The organism is Dyella sp. BiH032 (genome assembly GCF_031954525.1).
Lineage (GTDB): Bacteria > Pseudomonadota > Gammaproteobacteria > Xanthomonadales > Rhodanobacteraceae > Dyella_D.
Genome location: NZ_CP134867.1, coordinates 4549617 through 4572855 on the forward strand (window position 1 = coordinate 4549617; position 23239 = coordinate 4572855).

Consider the following 23239-nt stretch of genomic DNA (forward strand, 5'->3'; position numbering starts at 1 on the left):
CATGGCCGCGCTCTCCGCCGCGCAGCTGATCGCAGCCTGGGAGCAAGGCGGCGGACTCTCCGCCGCCGCGCGCGGGTGGCTTTTGCTTGGCCTTACCGACGCACCGCCGGGCGATCCGGCGATGCTTCCGCTCGGCCGGCGCGATGTGCTGCTGTTGCGGTTGCGCGAGCGCCTGTTCGGATCGCGCATCGATAGCGTGAGCGCCTGTCCCGCCTGTGGGGCCGCGGTGGAATCGAGCTTCGGCAGCGCCGAACTACTGGTCGCCGAAGCCACGGCGGAGGTGCCGGACGCACTGGACTACCGCGCCACGGCGCAAGACGTCCACGTCCGCTTCCGACTGCCAGGCAGCGAAGACCTGCTCGCGCTGGAACGCTGCGCCGACCTGGCCGAGGCGCGCTCAGCGCTGCTGCGGCGCTGCGTCCTGTCGGCGCGCATCGATGGTGAGGATCGCGATCCGCTCACGCTACCTGCCGATGTGCAAGCCGGCGTCGCCGCGGCGATGGCCGCCGCGGACCCTCAGGCCGATGTGCAGCTACTGATGGCCTGCCCAGCCTGCGCGCACGCATGGTCGCCGACCTTCGACATCGCCGCCTTCCTCTGGCAGGAGCTGCATGCGTGGGTGCTGCGCATGCTGCGCGACGTTGACCTGCTGGCACGCCATTACCACTGGGCAGAGGCGGACATCCTCGCCATGACCCCGCGGCGGCGCCAGGCCTATCTGGAGTTGTGCACGTCATGAGTGACTTCCTGGACCGCGTCGCGGCACGCTCGGTTGGCGGCTCGCCCACGCTCTCGCCGCGGTTGCCGTCATGGTTCGAGCCGCCGCGCGACACGCCCGCGGCCTTGACGGTGGATGACGCCGAAGCGAAGCCCAGGCCTATGGCAGCTCCGCCGCATGCGACGGAAGCGCCGCCCGCAACGGCGACGCCACGCGGATTGCCGGCGCCTGCATCGGCGTCTCCACTTCGCACCGCCATGCCGTCGCTGCGTCCGCGGGAAATGCCTTCGGAAAAGCGGGCAGCTGCCGCCGAACGCGGCGCTCCGCCCGCGCCGGTACCTGATCCGACCAAGCGCCTCGTGGAGACGGTGCTGCGGCGAATCGAACACGTTGGCGATCGTGCGCAGGAGGCACGGCACGTCCCAGTGAAGGCAGTCTCGGAACGGCCCGCGATGCCGACCCCACCGTCATCCGCGTCCCCTGCGGAGGCGCCGTTGCTCGTGCCGCCGCGCGAGCCTGTGTTCGCGTCGCCCGCGAAGGGTGACGAACGCACCGCACCGCCCGGCCGCAGCCAGCAGTTGCAAGACGGGGCGAATGGCTCGCATGCGCGTGCGGAACCGGTGGTGCAGGTAAGCATCGGCCGGCTCGAAGTTCGCGCGGCGCCGGTCGCCGCACCCTCGGCGTCGCGCCGCAGGGAAGGTGCGCGCCCAGCCAGCCTCGACGATTACCTGCGCCAACTGCCGGGTGGACGAACGCCATGAGCAACGTGCTCGCCATCGCCGCGGCCACGCGCACGCTGCGCAATCTGCTGCAGCTGGCCGTGCCGCAATTGGACACCGACCTGAGCGACCTGGAAGTGACGCTTCAGCCGCCCGACGTGGCACGCAAAGGCATCACGAAGGCGCAGATCAATCTGTACCTCTACCAGGTGGTCGCCAATGCTGCCTGGCGCAATCTGGACATGCCGCAGCAGACGCGCGCCGGGGAGACCGCGCCGCCCGCGCTGGCCCTGAACCTGCACTACCTGATCACGGCCTATGGGCGCGGCGAAACTGACCTGGATGCAGTCAGCCATCGCGTGCTCGCTGCGGCAATGAGCACCCTGCACGACCACCCGGTGCTGGGTGTGGACGATATCCGCAGCGCGCTCACCGGCAACGACCTCGCCGACCAGTTCGAACGCGTGCGCATCACCCCGCTGACGCAGAGCGTGGAAGAACTTTCCAAGTTGTGGACCGCCTTCCAGACCAATTACCGCATGTCCGCAGCCTACGAGGCTACGGTGGTGCTGATTGATAGCCGCCGCCCGGTACGAGCGCCACCGCCCGTGCTGCGCCGAGGCCCGCAGGGACAGGGCGTCGTGGCCACCACCGGCGCGGCAGCGATGCTCGATGCGATCACTTACCCAAACGCCCAGCCGGCGCTGCGGCTGGGCGAGGATGCGACGCTGCAGGGCCGGCGCCTCACCGCGGAACACGCGGTGTTCCGGCTGAGCAGCCCACGCCTCGATGCGCCGGTGGACATCACCCCGCAACCCGGCGGTGGCGACAGCCTGGTTCTGCATCTGGCTGCGCCGCCCGAGGACGCCGATGCCTTCTCACGCTGGGCACCTGGGCTCTACACGGTGGCGTTGCTGCAGCAGCCGCCCGGCTTGCCGGCGCTGCTCAGCAACGAACTGCCGCTGGCGATCGCGCCGACGGTGACGGTCGCGCCGAACGCAGCCGCCGCCGGCGACCTGCTCCTGCAGCTCACCTGCGCACCGCGGGTCCGCGACGGACAGCGTGTCGTGTTGCTGTTCGGCGATCGCACCGCGACGCCGCAGAGCATCAGCAACCCCGCTGATCCACATCAGCCCACGACGCTGACCTTCCAGCTGGCTGCGGTGGCGCCTGGCACGTATCCAGTACGCCTGCGCGTCGATGGCGCCGACAGCGTGCCAGTCGACTTCAGCGGCAGCGTGCCGGCTTTCGCACCCAATCAGCAGGTAGTGGTGTCATGACCGATTACACGCAGTGGCTCCAGGCGAACGACCAGTTCCTTGCGCAGGCGATGAGCGATCTGCGCAACCGTCTGTTGCATGCCGGCGACGAAGCGTCCGCGCGGCACGGGGATGCGCCGCCTGCCATCGCCCCCCCATCACAGGCGCGCGGCGCGTGGCTGTCGCGCCTGTTTGCGAAACCGGCAGCGGCGGACAAGGCCGCGGCATCGTCCGACGAACCCGCTGCACCTTTGACCAGCGACGCCGACGTACCGGTGCCGGCGCTGGTGCTGCTGGCCGACCGGCTCGGGCTGTCAGCGTTCGAGCGCCAGCTCCTGATGCTCTGCGTAGGCATGGAACTGGACCCCGGCTTCGCGGCGCTGTGCGCGCGAGCGCATGGCGATCCGGGCAAGCCCTGGCCGACCTTCGCCCTCGCCTTCGCGGTACTGGACGAACCGAGCTGGGACGCGCTGTCGCCGCACCGGCCGCTGCGCTTCTGGCACCTGCTGGACATTCACCAACCGGGACCGCAACCACTAGTGAACGCTGCGCTGAGCGCGGACGAACGCGTGGTCAACTTCGTCAAAGGACTGAACCAGCTGGACGGGCGCCTGGCGCCACTGCTCTCGCCGCTCGCGCCCGCACCGCTGCCGCCCTCGCAGCGTATGGCCGCCGACCGGATCCTCGAACACTTGCGCCATGCCGCACCCAGCCATCCGCTACCGCCGGTGCAGCTGCTGGGCCACGACGCGGCGGGCAAGCAGGCCATCGCCTGTGCCGTCGCCGGGGGACTGGGCATGCATCCGTACCGCTTGCCGGCCGAGATGCTTCCCCACGCCATCGCCGATCAGGAAACGCTGATCCGCCTGTGGCTGCGCGAAAGCCAGCTCATGCCGGTGGCGCTGTACCTGGATGCTGGCGAGGCCGAACCCGGCGAAGCCGCCGCCGCCGCACTCAAGCGGATACTGGCGCGCGTGAGCGGCCCGGTGTTCCTCGACACGCGCGAGCCTTGGCCCGCACTTGGCGGTACGGCGCTCAGCGTGGACGTGGCCAAGCCCACCTCGATCGAACAGCGCGCGCACTGGCAGCACGCGCTGGGCGCGTCGGCCGGCGACCATCCACGCCACTTGGCCGCCCATTTCGACTTCGACCTGGGCAAGATCGAGCGTGTCGCGCAGACCGCACTAGCGGCGGCCCACAGCCCGGACACCCTCGGCCCCGCCCTTTGGCAGGACGCGCTCGCACGCACGCGGCCGGCACTGGACCAGCTCGCCCAGCGCATCGAACCGAAGGCCACCTGGGAAGACCTCAAGCTGCCCGAACACGAAGCCGGCCTGCTGCGCCAGATCGCCGACCAGGTCGCGCGGCGCGGCGTGGTCTATGACGACTGGGGCTTCCGCGAGCGAATGAACCGCGGACTGTCGGTCAGCGCGCTCTTTGCCGGCGAGAGCGGCACCGGCAAGACCATGGCGGCGGAAGTCATCGCCAACGCGTTGGACCTGTCGCTGTACCGCATCGATCTGTCGGCGGTGGTGAGCAAGTACATCGGCGAGACCGAGAAGAACCTGCGCAGGCTGTTCGATGCAGCGGACAACGGCGGCGCGATCCTGTTCTTCGACGAAGCCGACGCACTATTCGGGCGGCGCAGCGAAGTGAAGGACAGCCACGACCGCTACGCCAACATCGAAGTGAACTACCTGCTGCAGCGCCTGGAAACGTTCCGCGGTCTGGCCATCCTGGCCACCAACATGAAGAGCGCGCTGGACAGCGCCTTCCTGCGCCGCATCCGTTTCATCGTCAACTTTCCCTTCCCCGGCGCACCCGAACGCAAGGCGATCTGGGCGTCGGCGTTTCCGCCGCAAGTGGCCGTCGGCGCGCTGGACCTGGAGCGGCTCGCCCGGTTGGCGCTCACCGGCGGCAGCATCCAGGGCATCGCACTAAACGCCGCGTTCATGGCGGCCCGCGCCGGCACGCCGGTCACCATGCCCTTGCTGCTGGAAGCCGCGCGCGGCGAATTTCGCAAGCTGGAGAAGCCGATCAACGAAGCTGACTTCCGCTGGCTGGAAAGTGCCGGAGCCGCACCATGAACCTACGCGTGCACATCGACCGGCTGGTCGTGGACGAAGCCTTGCTCGGTCATATGCGGCCAGCGGCGCTTCGCACCGCGGTGGAAGACGCGCTGCGGCGCGAACTGGCCCGTTCCGGCACGCCAGAAAGGCTGGCCAAGCTCGGGCACCTGGACGCGGTCGCGCCGGCCAAGCTGACACCGGCCCGGCACCCTGGCGAAGGTCTTGCCACGAGGCTCGCCGCCACCGTGGGGGCAAGCCTCGGCATCGGAACGTCCGCTGCGAACACCGCACGTCACCAGAAGGGAGCCCTGCCGTCATGAGCGAACGCGTCGTCGCCCCGCCTGCCGCTGTTGCCGCGACCGCCCCGGCGCCGCCGCTGCTGCAGCGCAAGTGCGCGTGCGGCACGCACACGCCAGGCGGCGCCGAATGCGGCGAATGCGCGCGCCAGCGCACGGTGGGCACGTGTGCGGATACCGCGATACTTCCCGCCGATCCCGGCCAGCCGCTAGGCGCGGCCACACGCGCCGCGATGGAGCCTGCCTTCGGGCGGGACTTCAGCCGCGTGCGCATCCACACGGGTTCGAACGCGGCGCGCGCAGCGCAGAACGTGGGCGCGGCGGCTTATACCGCGGGCGAGCACATCGTCTTCGGCGCCGGACATTACGCCCCGCACACCGCACGCGGCGCCCACGTGCTGGCGCATGAGCTGGCACACGTCGCCCAACGGGAGGGGAACGCTTCCACATTAAGCGGATCGCCGAGCTTTGCCGAAGCCAGCGACCCGGCGGAACGCGAGGCCGAACACGCCGCCGGCCGTGTCCTGCGCGGAGAACGCGCCCGCATGACCCAGGTCCGCACCGCGCGCATTCATCGCTTGGGCACGGGCGAGATCGCCGGCATCACCGCTGGCGCCGTCGCAGGTGCGGGCCTCCTCGGCCTAGGCATCGCCTGGTTGGCCGGTGCCTTCGACCGTAGCGTGTTCAGCCCGACGGAACTCAACCAATACCTGGATCTGCTCGCACGCACACGCCATATCGAGGACCATCGCGACAGCGACAACAAAGCACGCGACCTGGTACGCCGCTGGCGCGCGGGCGATGCGGCGTTCGACCTCGATGCCGGCCATCGCACCGCCGGAGGTTCGCTGACCGGCGTCGAGCTCAAGCGTCTGCTGATCCGCGAAATGATGTCCGGCGTCTGTGGCGATGACGACGAGCGGGCGATCCTCGATATCCTTGAAAACTCCAGTACCGCGGCTCTCACCGCACTACTCGATCCGGCCCTTGGCCTGTCGGTGCAGGACATCGACGACAAGGTCGGCGGCGACAATCACGCGCGGTTCGAGCGACTGCTCGAGGAACGCATGCCGCGGCGCGGCCCCGACGCCGCTCCGCAGCGCCAGGGCACTGGGCAAACCTGTACCGCGCGACAGTCGCTGATGCTCGACTACGCGCGGCGCACCGCCGTGGAGATGGTCGATCATGCTATCCGCCTGCTGTCTTCGGAGGCGGATTCGCCAGCGGTGCGGCAGGCGGTGGAGTGCCGCTTCCGTGGCGCCACCGCGGCGCAGCTCGCGCAAGTGCGCGGCGTCTTCGAACGCGTGCGGACCGCGCTACCGCAGCGCATCTACCACTGTGGCGCCGAAGGCGGCCAAGCCGAGCTGGAAGGCATGCGTGTGCGCGATTCGAACGGCGAGACGCTCACCATTCCCTGCACCACGGAGCTGGCCGTCACCTTCGGCCAGAACGCCGGTACCTCGCGCGCCACCACCGTGAGAGAGGTCTTTCTGTGCGCGGATTTCTTCCGCCAGAACCCGACGAACCAGGCCATCACCGTCGTGCACGAATCGGTGCACATGGCCGGCCTGCTGGACGACATCCAATACCAGCCCGGCTGCGGCATGAACCTGTCCGACGCACTGCGCAATCCGGACTCGTATGCCTACTTCGCCAATGACCTGATGGGCCCGCGTCCCGGCGAAGCCGGCTTCACGCTGCCGCACATTACCGTGGGCAACTTCCGTAACCAGGGTGCGCTCAGCGAGGAGAACCATTGCCCCATCTGTGCCGACCTGCCGGGCCTGGGGCCCGATCCGTCCACCGGCCAGAACATCATGGAGCTTCGCGGCGACATCGACGAGCATCGCCGCGGCGTGGAGTACGACTTCAAGCGCACCAAGGAGCGGGCGATCTGGCGGCGCGCGGGAGAGCAGTGGGAACTACTGCAGTACGACCCGCGTGGCACAGACGACGACCGCACGTCCAGCGATGAATCCCTGGTGCCAGTGAACAACCACATCTATGCGGTGGACGGGCCCGGGCTTCAGGACCTCAGCAACCCTGGGCCGGGGGCGCACGCCGCGGACGAATTCGTCTACAAGGCCAGCTTCGTCGAATCGGTGAACGCGCGAGCGCCCAACGGCGCATGGGCGCCGGCCTCCAACCAGTTCCAGTGGCATTCGATCACCTGGCTGGAAAAGGTCAACGGCGCATGGCGCCGCAAGACCGGTGAGAACGAAGTGGAACCCGGCGCGATCACCATCGGCACATTGTCGCCGCGCGGGCCCGACGACAACGTGCCGGTCGCGCCGCCAGGGACGGCCTACGCATGAACGCGACAGCCATACGCATGCACGCGATCTACGCCGAGCAGGAGGTCTTCCCATGAGCTTCCGCTTTCATCGCGCCTCGTCGTACCGCACGGCGCGCGGTGCCGCCTCCCGAATGACCTTGCAGCGCAAATGCGCCTGCGGCACGCATGCGGATGGTGGCGAATGCGAGGAATGCTCGCGCAAACACGCCCTGCAACGGCGCGCCTCCGCGCAAGGGCCGGAGGAAGTGCCCTCGGTGGTGTACGACGTGCTGCGCGGCCCTGGGCAGCCGCTGGACGAAGCGTCCCGTGGCTTCATGGAACAGCGCTTCGGCCACGACTTCTCGCGCGTGCGCGTGCACACCGGGGCACAGGCGGAACGCTCGGCGCAGGCAGTGAACGCCGAGGCTTACACCGTCGGTAGCGACATCGTCTTCAACAACGGTACCTACGCGCCATCCGGCGAGGAAGGACGGCGCCTGCTCGCGCACGAACTGGCGCACGTGGTGCAGCAGGACGGCGCGGGGCGAGAGCCGGGCGGGCGCATCGCCATGTCCGATTCGGCAGCCGGCGAAAGTCAGGCCGACCAGGCCGCCGACGCCGCGCTCGGCGGCGCGCCGGCAGCTGCCGGTCCCGCGACGGGCGGCGGCTTGCAGCGCAAGGAAGGCCAGGCCCGCGAGGAAGCCGGCGCGGCGGGCGCGACTGGCGCCGGCCCGGCCACGGCGGGCCCGTGCATCGAGGAAGTGGCGGGCGAGGACATTCCTTCACTGCTGCAGGCCGGCGCGGTGACCATCATCGAGTTCGGCACGGAATGGTGTGCCGGCTGCAAGCAGAACAAAGCAGGCCTGCTGGAGATCTGCCAGAACCTGCGCAAGCAGCCACCCTCGGTGCCAGTGCGCATGTATTCGGTGGATACCGACAATGAAGCCAACGCACCGGCGATCAAAGACTACGTCGACAACAAGATCCCGCATCTCTACATCTATGTCGGCAGCACGCAGAAAGTGCATGTCGACAGTGGCCTGGAGTTCGATGCCCTGAACGCGGTGGTGACGGAGCAGATCGAATATGCCTCCACCTCCGGCTGGTGGCGCGGCGCCAAGAAAGGTGCGCTTTGGGGGCTGTTGCCGGGTGGGGTTGCCGGACTGGCCGGTGCGATCGCCATTGGCGCAGGCGCGGGTGGGCTGAGCGGGAACGCGCAGATGGGCGGCATCCTGGGCGCGCTCGCCGGTGGCGCTGCAGCGGGCATGTTGCTCGGCGGCGCGATCGGCGCGGTGGCCGGCGCCGTCGGCGACGACCGCAACAGAGGTCCACGCGACCAGAAGCGCAAGAAGCTGCAACCCAAGCGCCACGACGGCATGCAAGGAGACGCGCAGGAGCGCGAGGCAGATCGCTGGGCCGACCGCGCGGCAAGTGCTTCGGTGCCGATGCGCCGCGGCGAGCCGATGGAAGACGGGACGCGCCGGTGGATGGAGACTCGCTTCGGCCGCGACTTCAGCGATGTGCGCCTCCACCGCGACCGGCCGGCGCAGGAACTGACCGGAAGCATGAACGCGCACGCGGTTACCAGCGGCGCGGACATCTTCCTCGCGTCCGACGCGCAGGCCGGAAATACGCAGGAAGGGCGCGCGCTGCTCGGGCACGAGCTGGCGCACGTCGCGCAGAACCAGGCACCGTCAGCCGACGCGCCGGTACCGGCGTTGGAACGCGAGGCCGCTGAAGCCGGCGCAGCAATCGCCGCCGGCCGAGACGCCCAGGTACGGCACGGCTCGCGCCAACCGCGGCTCGCGCTCACTCGCGGCGAGCAGACCGCCGCCGGCGCCGGCATCGGTGCCGGTTCGCTCGGACTGGTCGGCGCGCTCGTCGGCGTGGGCGTGGCCGCGACCATGCGCGACCAGCCGTATGGCATGGGCGCGCTCGTCGGCGGCCTGATCGGCGCGGGCGTCGGCGCCATCGCAGGCGGGTTGATCGGCTTCTTCAGCCGGCGCACTTCGCCGGAGACCGTGCCGGAAGCAGAAATGCTGATCCGCCGCCGGTTCGGACGCTACCTGCCCGGCGGCGTGCCCGAACCCCTGCAGGCAGCGCGCGTGCACGCCACCAGCGAAAGCGAATTGTGCGAACGCAAGCAATGCCGCAGCCCTGGCTCCGATTGCACCGGCCTCATCGGCTGGACCGACACCGGCCCGCCAGTCCTGCCCATCACCGGCCGCATGCCTGCACCGCTGCCTACCGCCGCAGCCGAACCGACCTGTCATGGACAGCAGATGGAACATGCCACGCCAGCGCAGCCGGTCATCTATTACGTGCGCAACAACCGCTACGCCGGCGTGCTTCTGCACGAGGCCCTGCACGCGCATTCGCATCCGGATTTCGCGTTCCTGCACAACTACGTCAACGAAGGCGTGACCGAGTACTTCACGCGCAAACTGCAAGACGACATCAATATGCCTTACGTGAGCGGTTACGACGAACAGGTCGCCCGCGTGACACCGATGATCGAGGAAGTCGGTGAAGCGACCGTTGCGGCCGCCTACTTCCGGGGCGAAGTGCCGGCGCTGCACCGCGCCTTCAACGCGCGCCACGGCCGCTGCTCGCTGATCACCTGGGCGTTCGCGCCGGAAATGAACTCGTTCCTGCTTGCCGACGATGTCATGGCCGGCGGTCCGCAGAACGACTACTGCACGCACGGCCGGTTGCCCATCTCCGCCGCGGCGCTCACCCCTGGCGAGGCCGGCTATGAGCCCCCGAGCCCACCCGAACAGCCTGCCGAAGGACCCCGGCCATGAGCGCCTTTCCCGGCTCCCCTCGCTTGCTCAAGGGCGGTCTCGTGCTGCTGGATGCCGCCTCGGGCAAGGTGCTGCGCGTCATCGGCATGCAATACAACCCCGACTCGGTCAACCGCACGCTGCAGGTGCAAGGTGCGGGCGATGGCGCGGACCACTCCGAGGCGTTGCGGCTGAAAGGCCCGCCCGTCGAGACGATCAAGCTCGAAGTGGAGCTGGACTTGACCGATGACATGGAGCGGCCGGACCAGCATCCAGCCGCAACGCAATCCGGCCTCGCGCCACAGCTCGCCGCGCTGGAGACCATCGTCTATCCGTCCACCTCGCGACTGGAGGCGAACAACACGCTGGCCCAGCAAGGCGCGCTGGAGATCGTGCCAGAGGAAGCTCCGCTGGCGCTGTTCGTATGGAGCAGCCAGCGCGTAGTTCCGGTGCGTATCACGGAGCTCAGCGTCGCCGAGGAAGCCTTCGACGCCATGCTGAACCCCATCCGCGCCAAGGTCAGCCTGGGCATGCGCGTGCTCTCGGTTACCGACCTCGGCTTCGACCATCGCGGTGGCGGGCTGTACATGGCCTTCCAGCGCAACAAGGAGCGCCTCGCCGCACAAAGCCGGTCTGCTTCGCTGAGTTTGCTCGGGCTGGGAGAATTGCCATGATCGACCCCATGCAGGCCGTACTGCAGGCTCAACCCGCGGCTCCGGCGTTCCCGGCCAACAGCCGCTACAGCGGTACGGAAACCGCCACTTGGACACGGCCCGACGGCACCGTGGTCATCTATCTCAAGCGCCGCTTCCTGCCCGACCCGACGCGGCTGCAGTCGATTGACAGCCATACGGTGGCGCAGGACGAACGCATCGACAACATCGCCGCCGCCGCTCTGGGCGATCCGCTCCAGTACTGGCGGATTTGCGATGCCAACAACGCCATGCGCCCAGCCGAACTGACCGAGACGCCCGGGCGGCGGCTCCGCATCACCCTGCCCGCCGGCGTGACCGGCCCGGTAGCCTGAGATGAACCAGGGATTCTATCTGTCGCTGCGCATGGGTTCGATGGGCGCCGACCCGGTGCCCCAGCCGGTGATCGATGCACTCACCGAGGCGCAGGTGTCGACGACGGTCGGCTCGCAGAGCGGATTCCAACTCAAGTTCACGCTGGGCAAGCGCTCGCCCATCGCACAGGCCTTACTACCTACCGGTTATTTCGATCCGCGCCGCCGCGTCATCATCACCGCCGTGGTGAATGGCAGTTCCACCGTGCTGATGGACGGTGTCATCACGAAGCAGGATGTCACACCCGGCAATACGCCGGGGCAGTCCACCCTGACGGTGACGGGTCTGGACATCTCGGCGCTGATGGACTTCATCGACCTGACCGGCATTCCATATCCCGCGATGCCGTTGTTCGCGATCATCGACCTGGTGCTCGCCAAATACCTCGCGTTCGGCGTGATCCCGGCGGTGATACCGGACGTGATCGGCCTGATCCAAAACCCGCTTGAGCGGTTCCAGAAGCAGCAAGGCACCGACTATCAGTACGTCACCTCGCTGGCGCGCCGCTGCGGACACGTGTTCTACATCGACCCCGGCCCGCAGCCCGGGCAGAGCATTGCCTACTGGGGGCCCGAGCTGGGCGGATTCTTTCCCACGCAGCCGGCGATGAGCGTGGATCTGGACGTATCTACCAACGTCGAGTCGCTCAACTTCTCCTACGACGGCACCGTGGCGAAGCAATATCTGGCGACCATTCTCGAACCGAACAGCAAGGTGCCGATTCCTATTCCGCTGCCGGACATCGATTTCCTCAAGGCATCACTGTCGAAGAAGTCGCCCACGCCGCTCAAGAGCGAACGGCTGCCGGACCTGGCGAACAAAAGCTTTCCGGAAGCGGCAATGCTGGTGCTTGGGGCGCTAACCAAATCGGCGGATGCCGTCAGCGCGAGCGGCCAGCTCGACGTGCTGCGTTACGGCCACGTTCTCAAGGCGCGCCAGAAGGTAGCCGTGCGTGGCGCCGGCGCTTATTTCGATGGCCTCTACAGCGTCAAGAGCGTCACGCACAACATCAAGCGCGGCGAATACACGCAGAGCTTCACGCTCAAGCGCGGAGGCTTGCTTTCCTCGGTCGATACGGTGACGTCATGAGCGGCGATATCCCACGCTACTACGGCCTGAGCCGCGGCACGGTCGTCAACAACCTGGACCCGCTGCAACAGGGCCGTATCCAGGCCATCGTCACCGACGTCGGCGGCGAGACACCCTCGAGCTGGGCCATGCCGTGCATGCCGATGACAGGCACGCAAGCGGGTTTCTACACCGTACCGCCCATCGGGGCCGGCGTATGGCTCATGTTCGAGCAAGGCGATCCCGATCGCCCGGTATGGATGGGCGGCTGGTGGGGCTCGGCTGCCGAAGTGCCTGCGCAGGCATTGGCGGGCAATCCGGCCAGTCCCAGCATTCTGCTGCAGACGCTTGGACAGAACGTACTTGCGATCAGCGATCTGCCTGGACCGGCCGGCGGCATCATGCTGCGCAGCGGCACCGCGATGATCCTGGTCAACGCCGCCGGCATCACCATCACCAACGGTCAGGGCGCCACGGTGATGCTTGCCGGACCTACCGTCACCATCAACAACGGCGCGCTGGTCGTGGCGTAGGAGGAAGGACGATGCCCGGTCCCCTGCTCCATGTCGGCGCCACCGTGATGTGTTCCCACGGCGGCCAGGCCCAGCCCACCGCGCCGAACCCGCGCGTGATGGTGAGCGGGCAGCCCACCGTGACGATGAGCGCGCCGTGGGTGGTCGCCGGTTGCGCGATGCCTCCGCCGCCTTCCGGCAATGGGCCCTGCGTCACCGCGCAGTTCGTTACCTGCGCCACGCGCGTGACCTCCAATGGCCAGCCGATGCTGTTGCTCGACAGCCAGTCGATGTGCGCGCCCACCGCCACGCCGTTGCTGCCGGTGGCGTGCCAGACGCGCGCCGTCGCCACCTGAGGAACGCCATGAACATCGACTTTCCCTATCACTTCGATCGCCGCGGACGCACTGCGAGTACGGACGACAGCGACCACGTGCGCGACATGATCGAGCAGCTGCTGTTCACCCATCCGGGCGAGCGCGTGAATCGGCCGGATTTCGGCAGCGGCCTGCTGCAGCTGGTGTTCTCGCCGAACAGCCCGGAACTGGCCGCAGCCCTGCAGTTCACCCTGCAGGCGGCGCTGCAGCGCTGGCTCGGCGACGTGATCGACGTCGGCGCGCTGGAAGTGACCAGCCAGGATTCGACCTTGCAGGTGTACCTCGCCTACGTGATCCGCGCCACCGGCGAGGCCCGCACCGATACCTTCGCCAGGAGCCTGCCATGAGCGATATGTCCATGGACACCGGCATGGTCGGCTGCGCGCTGCCGCCGCCCTGTGGCGTGGAGACGCGGCGTGAGCGCCTGCGCGAATCCGGCCAGCTCAATGGCATCGACTACGTCGAAGTCGGCGACGATGGCCGCAGCCTGTGCGTTCACCTGTTCGGCGCCATTCCCGAGGGCATCGGCGTGCAGAACGTGCGCATCAGCGGCGGCGATCGCATCACCGGCCTGCAAGCGGTGAGCGTGACGCCGGAGTACGAGCCGCAGATGCACGACGATCCCTGCCTGCGCGTGGTGCTCGACCGCGAAGGCGACCACACGCCCTATTGCCTGTGCCTGGTCGACACCGACGCCGGCGCCGATTCGTCGACGTGGCACGCCTACCCCGGCTTCGATCCGCGCTATGCCTGCGTCACGCTGTACTTCCGGCTCGGCTGCGCGCGGGAGCGCGACTGCGCGGCGAAAACCCCTTGCGTGCCCGCAGCGGTGCCGGAGCCGGAGATCAACTACCTGGCCAAGGACTACGCCAGCTTCCGGCAACTGTTCCTCGACCGCCTCGCGCTCGACCTGCCCGACTGGCAGGAGCGCCACGTGCCCGACCTGGGCATCGCACTGGTGGAAACACTGGCCTACACCGGGGACCACTTGAGCTATTACCAGGACGCGGTGGCCACCGAGGCTTATCTCGCCACCGCGCGCCGCCGCATCTCGGTACGCCGGCATGCGCGCCTGGTCGACTACCGCATGCACGAAGGCTGCAATGCGCGCGCGCTGGTGACCTTGGCGACGGATACGGACCTTGAGCTGCCCTTGGACCAATTACTGTTGCTGGTACCGCCGCCGGGCCAGGCCGACGCCGAGCCGGGCCTGATCGATGCCACGCAACTAGAGGTGGCGCGGGCGCAGGGGGCGCTGGTGTTCGAGCCGATGCTGCTCGACGGAAGCGCGACCGTGCGCCTGGCGAATGCGCACAACGCGATCCGGCTGCATACCTGGGGCGACGAGCAGTGCTGCCTACCGCGCGGAAGTACGCGCGCGACCCTGGTCGATCCTGGCCTGCCTGGGACACCTGGCGAGAACACGCTCCGCAACGCGGCGGCGCAGCGTGCGCTGCAACTCGCGGTGGGCGACCTGCTGATCCTCGAGGAAGTCAAAGGCGTGCGCACCGGCCAGCCCGCCGACGCCGACCCAACGCACCGCCATGCCGTGCGCCTGACCGCGGTCTTGCCGCGGATCGATCCGCTCGACCGCACGCTGCTGCTGGAAGTGAGCTGGGACGCCTGCGATGCGCTGCCGTTCGATCTGCACCTGTCTGGCCGGCTGCCCGCGCCCGACTGCGGGTGGCTGCACGACGTCGCCGTCGCGCGCGGCAACGTCGTGCTGGTCGACCACGGCGAGCGCGTGCGGCTGTCCTGCGATTGCGCCGCGCTATGCGAGCCGGGCACGCATGCCGACTATCCGGGACTGGATACCGCACTGGCCGCGATGCCGGACGCCTGCACGCGCTGCGACACGCTGACCGACGACTGTTGGCTGGTGCCCGGTACCACGGCCTACGGCTGCTGCGGCTGCGACGGTGCCGTGCTCGACGTGGCGCGGCCGCCTTCATGCACAGGCCATCGGCTGCCGGTGGCGCCGCTCACCTGGGCCGAACCCCTGCCCATGCAGGCGCCGGTCTGCCAGCTGCTGGCGCGCGATCCGCGCCGCGCTCTGCCACAGCTCGCCGTCTACGGCGGACCGCTGGCGAACGTGCTGGTGACCGGGACGCCCGGCGCGGCGTGGCGCTGGGAGGCACGGCAGGATCTGCTGGAGAGCGGGCCGGACGACCGCCACTACGTGGTGGAAGTGGACGACGAGGGCGTGGCCCAGCTGCGTTTCGGCGACGGCACGCTGGGGCGCCAGCCGCAGGCCGGCGACTTTTTCCGCGCGTCGCCGCGCATCGGCAACGGCGCCATTGGCAATGTCGGCCACGACAGCATCGTATGGCTGGCGCTGAAGTCGGGCGGCCTGTCCGGCGCCGTCATCCGACCGCGCAACCCGATCGCCGCCAGCGGCGGTACCGAGCCGGAAACGCTGGCGGAGGTGAAGCTCTATGCGCCCGGTGCGTTCCGGGCGCATCCGCTGCGCGCGATCGTCGCCGACGACTATGCGGCGTTCGCCGCGCGCACGCCCGGCGTGCAAGGTGCCGCCTGCGGATTGGCATGGAACGGCAGCTGGTACGAAGCGGATGTCGTGATCGATCCGCTGGGACGCGACGACCTGCCTGCGGGCATGGCAGCGGGTATCGCCGGCGAACTGGAGTGCTACCGCCGCATCGGCCACGACGTCGCCGTGCGGCCGGCGCGCTATGTGCCGCTGCTGATCGAGTTGTTCGTGTGCGTGCGGCCGGAGTTCCTCGCCGCGCAGGTACTGTCGGCGCTGCACGACCGCTTCACCGCCGGACTGCGCAGCGACGGCCTGCCCGGCTTCTTCCATCCGGACCGTCTGGTGCTCGGCGCGCCGGTGCACGCCAGCCTGCTGCTGGCGGAAGCGCAGGCCATCGCCGGCGTCGCGCACGTGGAACTGCGCACGCTCACCCGCATGGAAGGCGGCCACCCCGGCAAGCTGCCAGCCGACGGCGTGCTGTGGCTGGGCGCGGGGGAGATCGCGCAGGTGGACAACGATCCGGATCACCCGGACCACGGAAGCATCGCGTTCGACATCGGAGGTGGGCGATGAGCTGCTGTAGCGCCTGTGGTACCCATGCCTGCGGCTGCGGCACGGCGGCCCTGCCGCCGCTGTCGCTGTACAACCCGCCCGGCCAGGACAGCCTCACTTACCGCGTCGGACGCTATGCGGATTTCCGCGCGGCGATGCAGGCGGACTTGAGCAGCGCGGCGCTGCCGGCCCTCGCCGGCCTGCGCACGCGCGAAACCGGCGATGCGTCCATCGCCCTGCTCGATGCCTGGGCGGTGGGTGCGGAAGTACTGAGCTTCTACCAGGAGCGGATCGCCAACGAGGGCTACCTGCGCACCGCCACCGAGCGGCGCTCGGTGCTGGAGCTGGCGCGGCTGGTCGATTACCGGCCGCGCCCGGGCGTGGCCGCCAGTGTGTATCTGTCCTACACCGTCGACGATCACTCGGCGCCCGTCACCATCCCGGCGGGCGCGCGCGCGCAATCGGTGCCTGCACCCGGCGAGCAGATGCAGACCTTCGAGACGGCCGAACCGCTCGAAGCGCGGCGCGAGTGGAACGCGATGAAGCCGCGGCTCACCCTTCCGCCCAACCTCACCCTCGATTCCGTCGCCGCTATCGGCGAGCTGTGGGTGACTGGCACGGCGACGCAGCTGAAGCCCAACGACCGGCTGCTGTTCCTGTTCGGCGACGTGTCCACCGGGGTGCAGGCCATCCGCCGCGTCCAGTCGGTGGAGGTGCGCGCGACGCTGCAGCGCAGCCGGATCGTGCTTCAGCCGATGCAGGACGCGACAGCCGCCATCGTGGCCGCAGCCAATGCGGCGATCGCGCAAATCAGTTCGGTGAGCGATACGTTGCACCAGGCCGAGTGGTGGAGCGCGCTGGTCTACATGCGCAAGCAGCTGCTGCTGGGCGCTGACAACCGGGGCAGCTACCAGGCGCTGATGAAACTGGCCTTCGGCAACGACGATCCGCCGCCGGACCCGGTGCATGATGCGGTCGCGGCATTCCGCGACGCGGTCAACAAGGCCTTCGGCTGGAACGGAGGATCGGGCTCGTGGGTGGATTTTGGTGCGCTGTTCGAGGCGCTGAAGCTGCTGCCCACCGTGCAACCGGCCAACCAGTTCCGGCTGCAGCGCGACATGGCGCTGGCGCTGGGCAAGGCCAGCGACACCCGCCCGCAGATGCTGCTGCATTTCGAGTCGCGCTTGGCCGATAACTTCTATCCGGCGTGGACCAGCGTCGCGCATGGCGATCCGTCGCCAACCCTCGCCGGCGTATTCGTGCTGCGCATGGCGGCGCCGCTGTTCGGCTACAACGCGCCGATGCAGGTCACGCTCACGCAGAAGCCGGCGAACGGCGGCGGGACGACGACGACCAGCAGCACGACCGACTGGACGTCGAAGGAAAGCAATGACGTGCTCTCGCTGGACCAGGCCTACGATGCGATCACGGCCGGCGGCTACGTCGCCATCCAGACGCCGGACGCGGAGGTGCCCGTGATCGCGCAGGCGCAAAGCGTGCGTACGGCGCCGCGCACGGAGTACGGCATCAGCGGCAAGACCACGTACGTCAAGCTGGCCAATGCCAACGACGGGTACCAGCAACCGGTCTGGCCCGCGCCTTCCATGTCGGAGCTGCGCCAGACGCTGGTGTACGCGCAGAGCGAAGCCCTGACGCCCGCCGAGCAGACCGTCGTCGATCCGGTCGGCGGCCCAGCCCCCACCGAGACGACCCCGCGCGTGACGAGCGACGATGCCAACCGCCTGACGCTCGACGTCCCAGTGAACGGACTCACCTCCGGCCGCTGGGTGGTGGTGGAAGGACAGCGCATCGACGTGCCCGGCACGGACGCGGTGACCACCTCCGAGCTGGTGATGCTGGAAGCGGTGGAGCAGACCGTCGATCCGCTATGGCCCGGCGATACCGTGCACAGCGTGCTGGTATTCGCCAACCAGGGATTGGCCTACCGCTATCGCCGCGACACCGTGGTGGTGCACGCCAACGTCGTGCGCGCCACGCACGGCGAGACGCGCAAGGAGGTGCTCGGCAGCGGCAGCGGCGCCGCCGCCATGCAGGCCTTCGCGCTGAAGCAGTTCCCGCTCACCTACGTCTCGGCGGCGAATGCCGATGGCGTGCAGAGCACGCTCACGGTGCGGGTCAATGGGCTGCAGTGGCACGAGATCCGCAATCTGGCCTTCGCCGGCGAGGCCGACCGCAGCTTCGTCACGTCGACCGACGACGAGGGCAAGACCCGCGTAATCTTCGGCGACGGCGCGCACGGAGCGCGGCTGCCGACTGGAGTGGAGAACGTCACCGCGGTGTATCGCAACGGCATCGGCACGCCGGGCAATGTGCGTGCCGGCCAGATCACCTTGGCGACGACCAAGCCGCTGGGCGTGAAGGAAGTGGTCAATCCGCTGCGCGCTTCCGGCGGCGCCGACCCGGAGACGCGCGACCAGGCACGCCGCAACGTACCGCTCGCGGTGCTGGCGCTGGACCGGCTGGTATCGATCGCCGACCACGCCGATTTCGCGCGCGGCTTCGGCGGCGTGGCCAAGGCGTCGGCGGTGAAGCTCGGCGGCCAGGTGATCGTGACGATCGCCGGCGCGGCGGATGCACCGATCGATCCCACCTCGGACCTCTATCGCAACCTGCTGCAGGCGCTGCAGCGCTATGGCGATCCGGCCCTGCCGCTGCAGCTGACGACGCGCGAGCTGCTGGCGGTCAAGCTGAGCGCCAAGGTCGGCATCGATGCCGACCGGACCTGGGAAGACGTGGAACCGCAGGTACGCGCCGCCCTGCTCGACCGTTTCGGCTTCGATCGTCAGGAGCTGGCCCGCAATATCTACCTGAGCGAAGTGGTGGCCTGCATCCAGGGTGTCCGGGGCGTGACCTGGGCCAACGTCGATGCGTTCGGCAGCTTCGACGAGCAGACGCTGCTGGCCGACTTCGGCGTCGACAACGGCGACGGCAAGGGTTCGGACGAAGGCAAGTCCGCGGTCTCCGTCACTGCAACGCCCATCCTTCCCTCGCGCATCGACGTGCTGCCGGCGCGCTACGCCAGTTGCGGCACGCTGCGCGCCGCGCAGCTGGCTTACCTGCTTCCCAACGTGCCCGATACGCTGCTACTGCAGGAGGCTTCGCCATGAGCGCTAGCATGGAACGCTCGCCGGACCGGTTGTACGACCTTCTGCCGGTGGTCTACCGCATGCGCGACGCCGAGCAGGGTTATCCCCTGCGCGACTTCCTGCGCGTCCTCGCCGCGCAGGCGAACGTGCTGGAGCGCGACATCGACCGGCTGTACGACAACTGGTTCATCGAGACCTGCGACGACTGGCTGGTGCCGTACATTGGCGACCTGCTCGGCTACACCCTGCTGCCGGAGGCGGCCACGCTGGGGCGCGACGGCCGCGCGGGCAACCTGGGCCGCGTGCTCGCCCCGCGCGCGGACGTGGCCAACACCATCGACGCGCGGCGGCGCAAGGGCACCTTGTCGCTGCTGCAGGATCTGGCGCGCGACGCCGCCGGCTGGCCGGCGCGCCCGGTGGAGTTCTACCGGCTGCTCGGCTGGATGCAGCACCTGGACCATCAGCGCCCCGGGCACGGCGGCACCGCCGACCTGCGCAGCCCCGAGCGATTGCAGCGCGTGACTTGGTGCAACGGTGCCTTCGACGAGCTGGCGCACAGCGGCGACGTGCGCCGGCTGTCCTCGCATCGCGGACGCGGGCGCTTCGGCCTGCCCAACGTGGGCGAGTTCGTGTTCCGGCGCCGCAGCTATCCGGTGACGTGTTCGGGCGCCTACTGCATGGACGTGGGCATGAACTGCTTCACCTTCAGCGTGCTGGGCAACGACACGCCGTTGTACGTGCGGCCGCAGGCGGCTGTGGAAGGCTGCGCCATCGCGCCAGAGATCGAACGGCCCGTGCCGCTGCGGCGCTATCGCTTCGCCGAGCGCGGGCCGCGTGCAGACTACGCCACCGTGTCGCCCGCCTACTACGGCGACGGCCTGAGCGTGCAGCTGTGGGCGCCGGACTGGCCGAGCAAGGGCGAAGGCTCGCCGATTCCGCCGGAACGGGTGCTGCCGGCGGACCTCTCGGGCTGGGACTATCAGGTGCCGCGCGGGCGTGTGGCGGTGGATCCCGAATTGGGCCGCATCATGTTCCCCGCCAACCAGCGTCCGAAGCGCGGCGTGTGGGCGACCTACCAGTACGGCTTCCCGGCCGACCTGGGCGGCGGCGAATACGGGCGCCGCGAGACCGAGCTGGAAAACGCTACGCGCTATACGGTGCACACGGCCCTGCCGGGTAATGACCCGGCACTGGGCACGCTGCCGCCCGGCCACTTCGCCAGCATCGCCGACGCGCTGGCCGCCTGGGCCGACGCCAAGGCCAGCCTGCCGCTGGAAGGACCGCGCTCGCGCGCGCTGATCATCGAACTGGCCGAAAGCGGCGTGTACGAGGGCAGCGTCGATCTGGCGCTGGATGCGGGAGAGGCGATCCAGATCCGTGCCGCGGAGCGCACGCGCCCGGTGATACGCCTGCTCGACGTGCGGGCCAGCCAGCCGGATGCGTTCACCATCCGCGGCGCGCCGGGCAGCCGCGTGCTGCTCGATGGCCTGCTGATCGCCGGCCGGGGCGTGGACGTCCAGGGCGCGGACGTCCAGGGCGACGAGGACGGCAGTTCGGTGCGGGCAGACCTGTGCGAACTGGTGGTACGCCATTGCACGCTGGTACCCGGCCTTTCGCTGCAATGCGATTGCGAACCGAAGCGGCCGGGCGAAGCCAGCATCACGCTCGACGGCTCGCGCGCCGACGTGCGCATCGAGCACAGCGTCGTCGGCTCGATCGCGGTGATCAGCCCGCCGCGGCGCGGCGAACCGCCGAAGCTGACCCTGTGCGACAGCGTGCTCGACGCCACCGGGATGGATGGCCTGGCGCTGGCCGCGCCGGACGAAGCGGTGGCCTACGTCGAGGCGAGCTTCCGTCGCTGCACCGTGATCGGCGAAGTGCTCGCGCACGGCATCGCGCTGGCGGAGGACTCGATCTTCGCCGGGCCGGTGCGGGTGCTCAGGCGCCAGCACGGCTGCATGCGCTTCTGCTATGTGCCGGACGGCTCGCGCACGCCGCGGCGCTTCCATTGCCAGCCGGACCTCGCGCTCGAAGGCATACCCGCCGCCGATACCGCCGCGCGCGACGACGTGCTGCTGCGTGTGCTGCCGCAGTTCCGCAGCCTGCGCTATCCCTCGCCCGATTACGCGCGCCTGGCCGACGACTGCTGTGCGGAGATCCGCACCGGCGCCTCGGACGCGTCGGCGATGGGGGTTTATCACGACCTGTACGAGCCGCAGCGCGAGGCGAATCTCGCCGCGCGGCTCGAGGAATACGTGCCGGCCGGCACCGATGCCGGGATTCTCTTTGCAAGCTAGGAGCTCATCATGAAAGGCGATTTCGCACGCGTCACCTTCGATCCGGCCCGGCACTACAGCCAGGTGTTCCAGCAGCAGGGCCGCGTGCTGCTGGAAGCGGACTGGAACGAACAGGGCCACATCCAGCTGCACCTGTTGCGCGCCCTGGTGAAGGACCTGATCGGCCCATGCTGGGCGCCGGGCACGGGTTTCTCCATCGCCGGCACGTCGACCGATGCCAACGACAAGACGACCACGCTGGCGTTGACCGACTGGACGCTGTCGCCGGGGCATTTCTATGCGGACGGCATTCTCTGCGAGCTGGAACAGAGCTGCACGCTGTCGCAGCAGCCGTACCGTCCCACGCCGGACTACGGCATCGGCGACGGCAAGAGCGGCTTCGAGAATCCGCCGGCGCAGTACGCGCTGTGGCTGGATGTGTGGGAGCGGCATCTGTGTTCGCTCGAGGCGCCGTCGATCGCGGACGTGGCGCTGGACGGCGTCGACACCGCCTCGCGCGCGCAGGTAGTGTGGCAGGTGCGCCTGATCGATCCGGCGCGCGCCGACAAGATGCTAGACGACGTGACCGCGGCGCTCAACCTTCGTCTGGACGCGCACGCGGGCGACGAGAATGCGATCAAGCAGCAGTTGGCCAAGGTTGCCGCACTGCGCAAGCAGATCGACGGCAGCGATACCAGCGGAAACAACAACGATCCATGCACGCTGATCCGCCAGGTGCTGCAGGCCCGCCAGACCTACGCCTGCCCGCGCCTGGTCGCCGGCCTCGGCACGGTGGAAGGCGACGACGACCCGTGCGTGATCGCCGCCGATGCGCGCTATCGCGGCTGCGAGAACCAGGCCTACCGCGTGGAGATCCACCAGGGCGGGCTGGCGGGCGGCACGGCCGGCGCAACGTTCAAGTGGTCGCGCGAGAACGGTTCGGTGGTGTTTCCGATCATGGGCTCCGCGGTGCCCACCACCGGGCCCGACGGCAACGGCACGCTGGCGGTGACGCTCGGCCGCCTGGGCCGCGACGAGCGCCTGGGCCTGGCGGTCGATGACTGGGTGGAACTGGTGGATGACGATTACTCGCTGGCCCAGCGCGCCTTTCCGCTGCTGCAGGTGGTCGCGGTCGACGTCGCCAATCGGATGGCGACGCTGCGCGTGCCCAAGGGCATCACACCCTACGCAGTGAGCGCCAGTGCGGCGAAGCACCCCTTGCTGCGGCGCTGGGACCAGGGCGACGGTGCCAATGCGCAAGGCGTGGTGCCGGTGGCGGAGGGCGATGCGATCGCGCTGGAGGATGGCGTGGAGGTGACTTTTGACGCGGGCGGCCTCTATGCCACCGGGGACTACTGGATCGTGCCGGCGCGCGTGGCCGGCGGCGGGACCCTGGACTGGCCGCAGGCTTCGGGGGGGCCTGCCATGGTCCGGGCGCGCGGCTTGCACCACTACGCCGTGCTCGGCGTGGCCGACGACAACGAGGACGGCTACCGCGAGTGCTGCTGCCGGTTCGAACCGCTGTGCTCGCTGATCCACACGCGAACCGAGAAGGCGGACGTGGTCGTGGCGAAGACGGACACGCAGGCGACCAAGGCCGTGACGAAGGCTCCCAGGGTCAGTAAGACCGGCGGCACGAGCAAGACCGGCAAGCCGTGAGGCAGCGACGCACC

17 protein-coding genes are annotated in these 23239 nt (G+C 69.1%); all 17 read left to right on the forward strand.

The genetic code is table 11. The annotated features are described in order from the left end of the window. Nucleotide 1 precedes the first annotated feature (1 nt). Genes RKE25_RS20050 through RKE25_RS20130 form a run of 17 tightly spaced genes read left to right on the forward strand, consistent with a single transcriptional unit; the run spans nt 2 to nt 23225 of the window. Nucleotides 2–739 (forward strand): hypothetical protein, encoded by a 738-nt coding sequence (locus tag RKE25_RS20050; RefSeq protein WP_311839846.1) that lies wholly within the window; start codon nt 2–4, stop codon nt 737–739. Continuing rightward, nucleotides 736–1479: a hypothetical protein gene (locus RKE25_RS20055; RefSeq protein WP_311839847.1), complete on the forward strand. Its 744-nt coding sequence runs from the start codon at nt 736–738 to the stop codon at nt 1477–1479. The genes RKE25_RS20050 and RKE25_RS20055 overlap by 4 nt, the downstream gene beginning before the upstream one ends. After that, entirely contained in the window at nt 1476–2717 is a 1242-nt protein-coding gene (locus RKE25_RS20060; RefSeq protein ID WP_311839848.1) for a Pvc16 family protein, read from the forward strand. The genes RKE25_RS20055 and RKE25_RS20060 overlap by 4 nt, the downstream gene beginning before the upstream one ends. After that, entirely contained in the window at nt 2714–4783 is a 2070-nt protein-coding gene (locus tag RKE25_RS20065; protein WP_311839849.1) for an ATP-binding protein, read from the forward strand. Before RKE25_RS20060 ends, RKE25_RS20065 begins: the two co-directional genes overlap by 4 nt. Beyond that, nucleotides 4780–5085: a hypothetical protein gene (locus RKE25_RS20070; protein ID WP_311839850.1), complete on the forward strand. Its 306-nt coding sequence runs from the start codon at nt 4780–4782 to the stop codon at nt 5083–5085. The genes RKE25_RS20065 and RKE25_RS20070 overlap by 4 nt, the downstream gene beginning before the upstream one ends. Beyond that, the gene (locus RKE25_RS20075; protein ID WP_311839851.1) at nt 5082–7376 is read left to right on the forward strand and encodes a DUF4157 domain-containing protein; all 2295 of its coding nucleotides are present in this window, start codon (nt 5082–5084) and stop codon (nt 7374–7376) included. The genes RKE25_RS20070 and RKE25_RS20075 overlap by 4 nt, the downstream gene beginning before the upstream one ends. A gap of 52 nt (nt 7377–7428) precedes the next feature. Next, nucleotides 7429–10140, forward strand: a complete 2712-nt coding sequence (locus RKE25_RS20080) for a DUF4157 domain-containing protein (protein ID WP_311839852.1) — start codon at nt 7429–7431, stop codon at nt 10138–10140. Beyond that, nucleotides 10137–10793: a hypothetical protein gene (locus RKE25_RS20085; RefSeq protein ID WP_311839853.1), complete on the forward strand. Its 657-nt coding sequence runs from the start codon at nt 10137–10139 to the stop codon at nt 10791–10793. The genes RKE25_RS20080 and RKE25_RS20085 overlap by 4 nt, the downstream gene beginning before the upstream one ends. Continuing rightward, the gene (locus RKE25_RS20090; RefSeq protein ID WP_311839854.1) at nt 10790–11146 is read left to right on the forward strand and encodes a LysM domain-containing protein; all 357 of its coding nucleotides are present in this window, start codon (nt 10790–10792) and stop codon (nt 11144–11146) included. Before RKE25_RS20085 ends, RKE25_RS20090 begins: the two co-directional genes overlap by 4 nt. A gap of 1 nt (nt 11147) precedes the next feature. Beyond that, the gene (locus tag RKE25_RS20095) at nt 11148–12275 is read left to right on the forward strand and encodes a hypothetical protein (protein ID WP_311839855.1); all 1128 of its coding nucleotides are present in this window, start codon (nt 11148–11150) and stop codon (nt 12273–12275) included. Further along, nucleotides 12272–12787, forward strand: coding sequence for a phage baseplate assembly protein V (locus RKE25_RS20100; RefSeq protein ID WP_311839856.1), 516 nt, complete (start codon nt 12272–12274; stop codon nt 12785–12787). Before RKE25_RS20095 ends, RKE25_RS20100 begins: the two co-directional genes overlap by 4 nt. A gap of 11 nt (nt 12788–12798) precedes the next feature. Continuing rightward, the gene (locus tag RKE25_RS20105; protein ID WP_311839857.1) at nt 12799–13122 is read left to right on the forward strand and encodes a hypothetical protein; all 324 of its coding nucleotides are present in this window, start codon (nt 12799–12801) and stop codon (nt 13120–13122) included. 8 nt (nt 13123–13130) lie between these two features. Continuing rightward, the gene (locus tag RKE25_RS20110; RefSeq protein WP_311839858.1) at nt 13131–13490 is read left to right on the forward strand and encodes a GPW/gp25 family protein; all 360 of its coding nucleotides are present in this window, start codon (nt 13131–13133) and stop codon (nt 13488–13490) included. Beyond that, a complete protein-coding gene (locus RKE25_RS20115) occupies nt 13487–16204 on the forward strand; it encodes a putative baseplate assembly protein (protein WP_311839859.1) in 2718 nt (905 codons plus the stop codon). Before RKE25_RS20110 ends, RKE25_RS20115 begins: the two co-directional genes overlap by 4 nt. Next, nucleotides 16201–19311, forward strand: a complete 3111-nt coding sequence (locus RKE25_RS20120; protein WP_311839860.1) for a putative baseplate assembly protein — start codon at nt 16201–16203, stop codon at nt 19309–19311. The genes RKE25_RS20115 and RKE25_RS20120 overlap by 4 nt, the downstream gene beginning before the upstream one ends. Further along, nucleotides 19308–21587 carry a hypothetical protein gene (locus RKE25_RS20125; protein WP_311839861.1) on the forward strand — a complete coding sequence of 760 codons (2280 nt, stop codon included), beginning with the start codon at nt 19308–19310 and terminating at the stop codon, nt 21585–21587. Before RKE25_RS20120 ends, RKE25_RS20125 begins: the two co-directional genes overlap by 4 nt. Nucleotides 21588–21596: 9 nt before the next feature. Next, nucleotides 21597–23225 carry a DUF6519 domain-containing protein gene (locus RKE25_RS20130; RefSeq protein ID WP_311839862.1) on the forward strand — a complete coding sequence of 543 codons (1629 nt, stop codon included), beginning with the start codon at nt 21597–21599 and terminating at the stop codon, nt 23223–23225. The last annotated feature ends 14 nt before the right edge of the window (nt 23226–23239 follow it).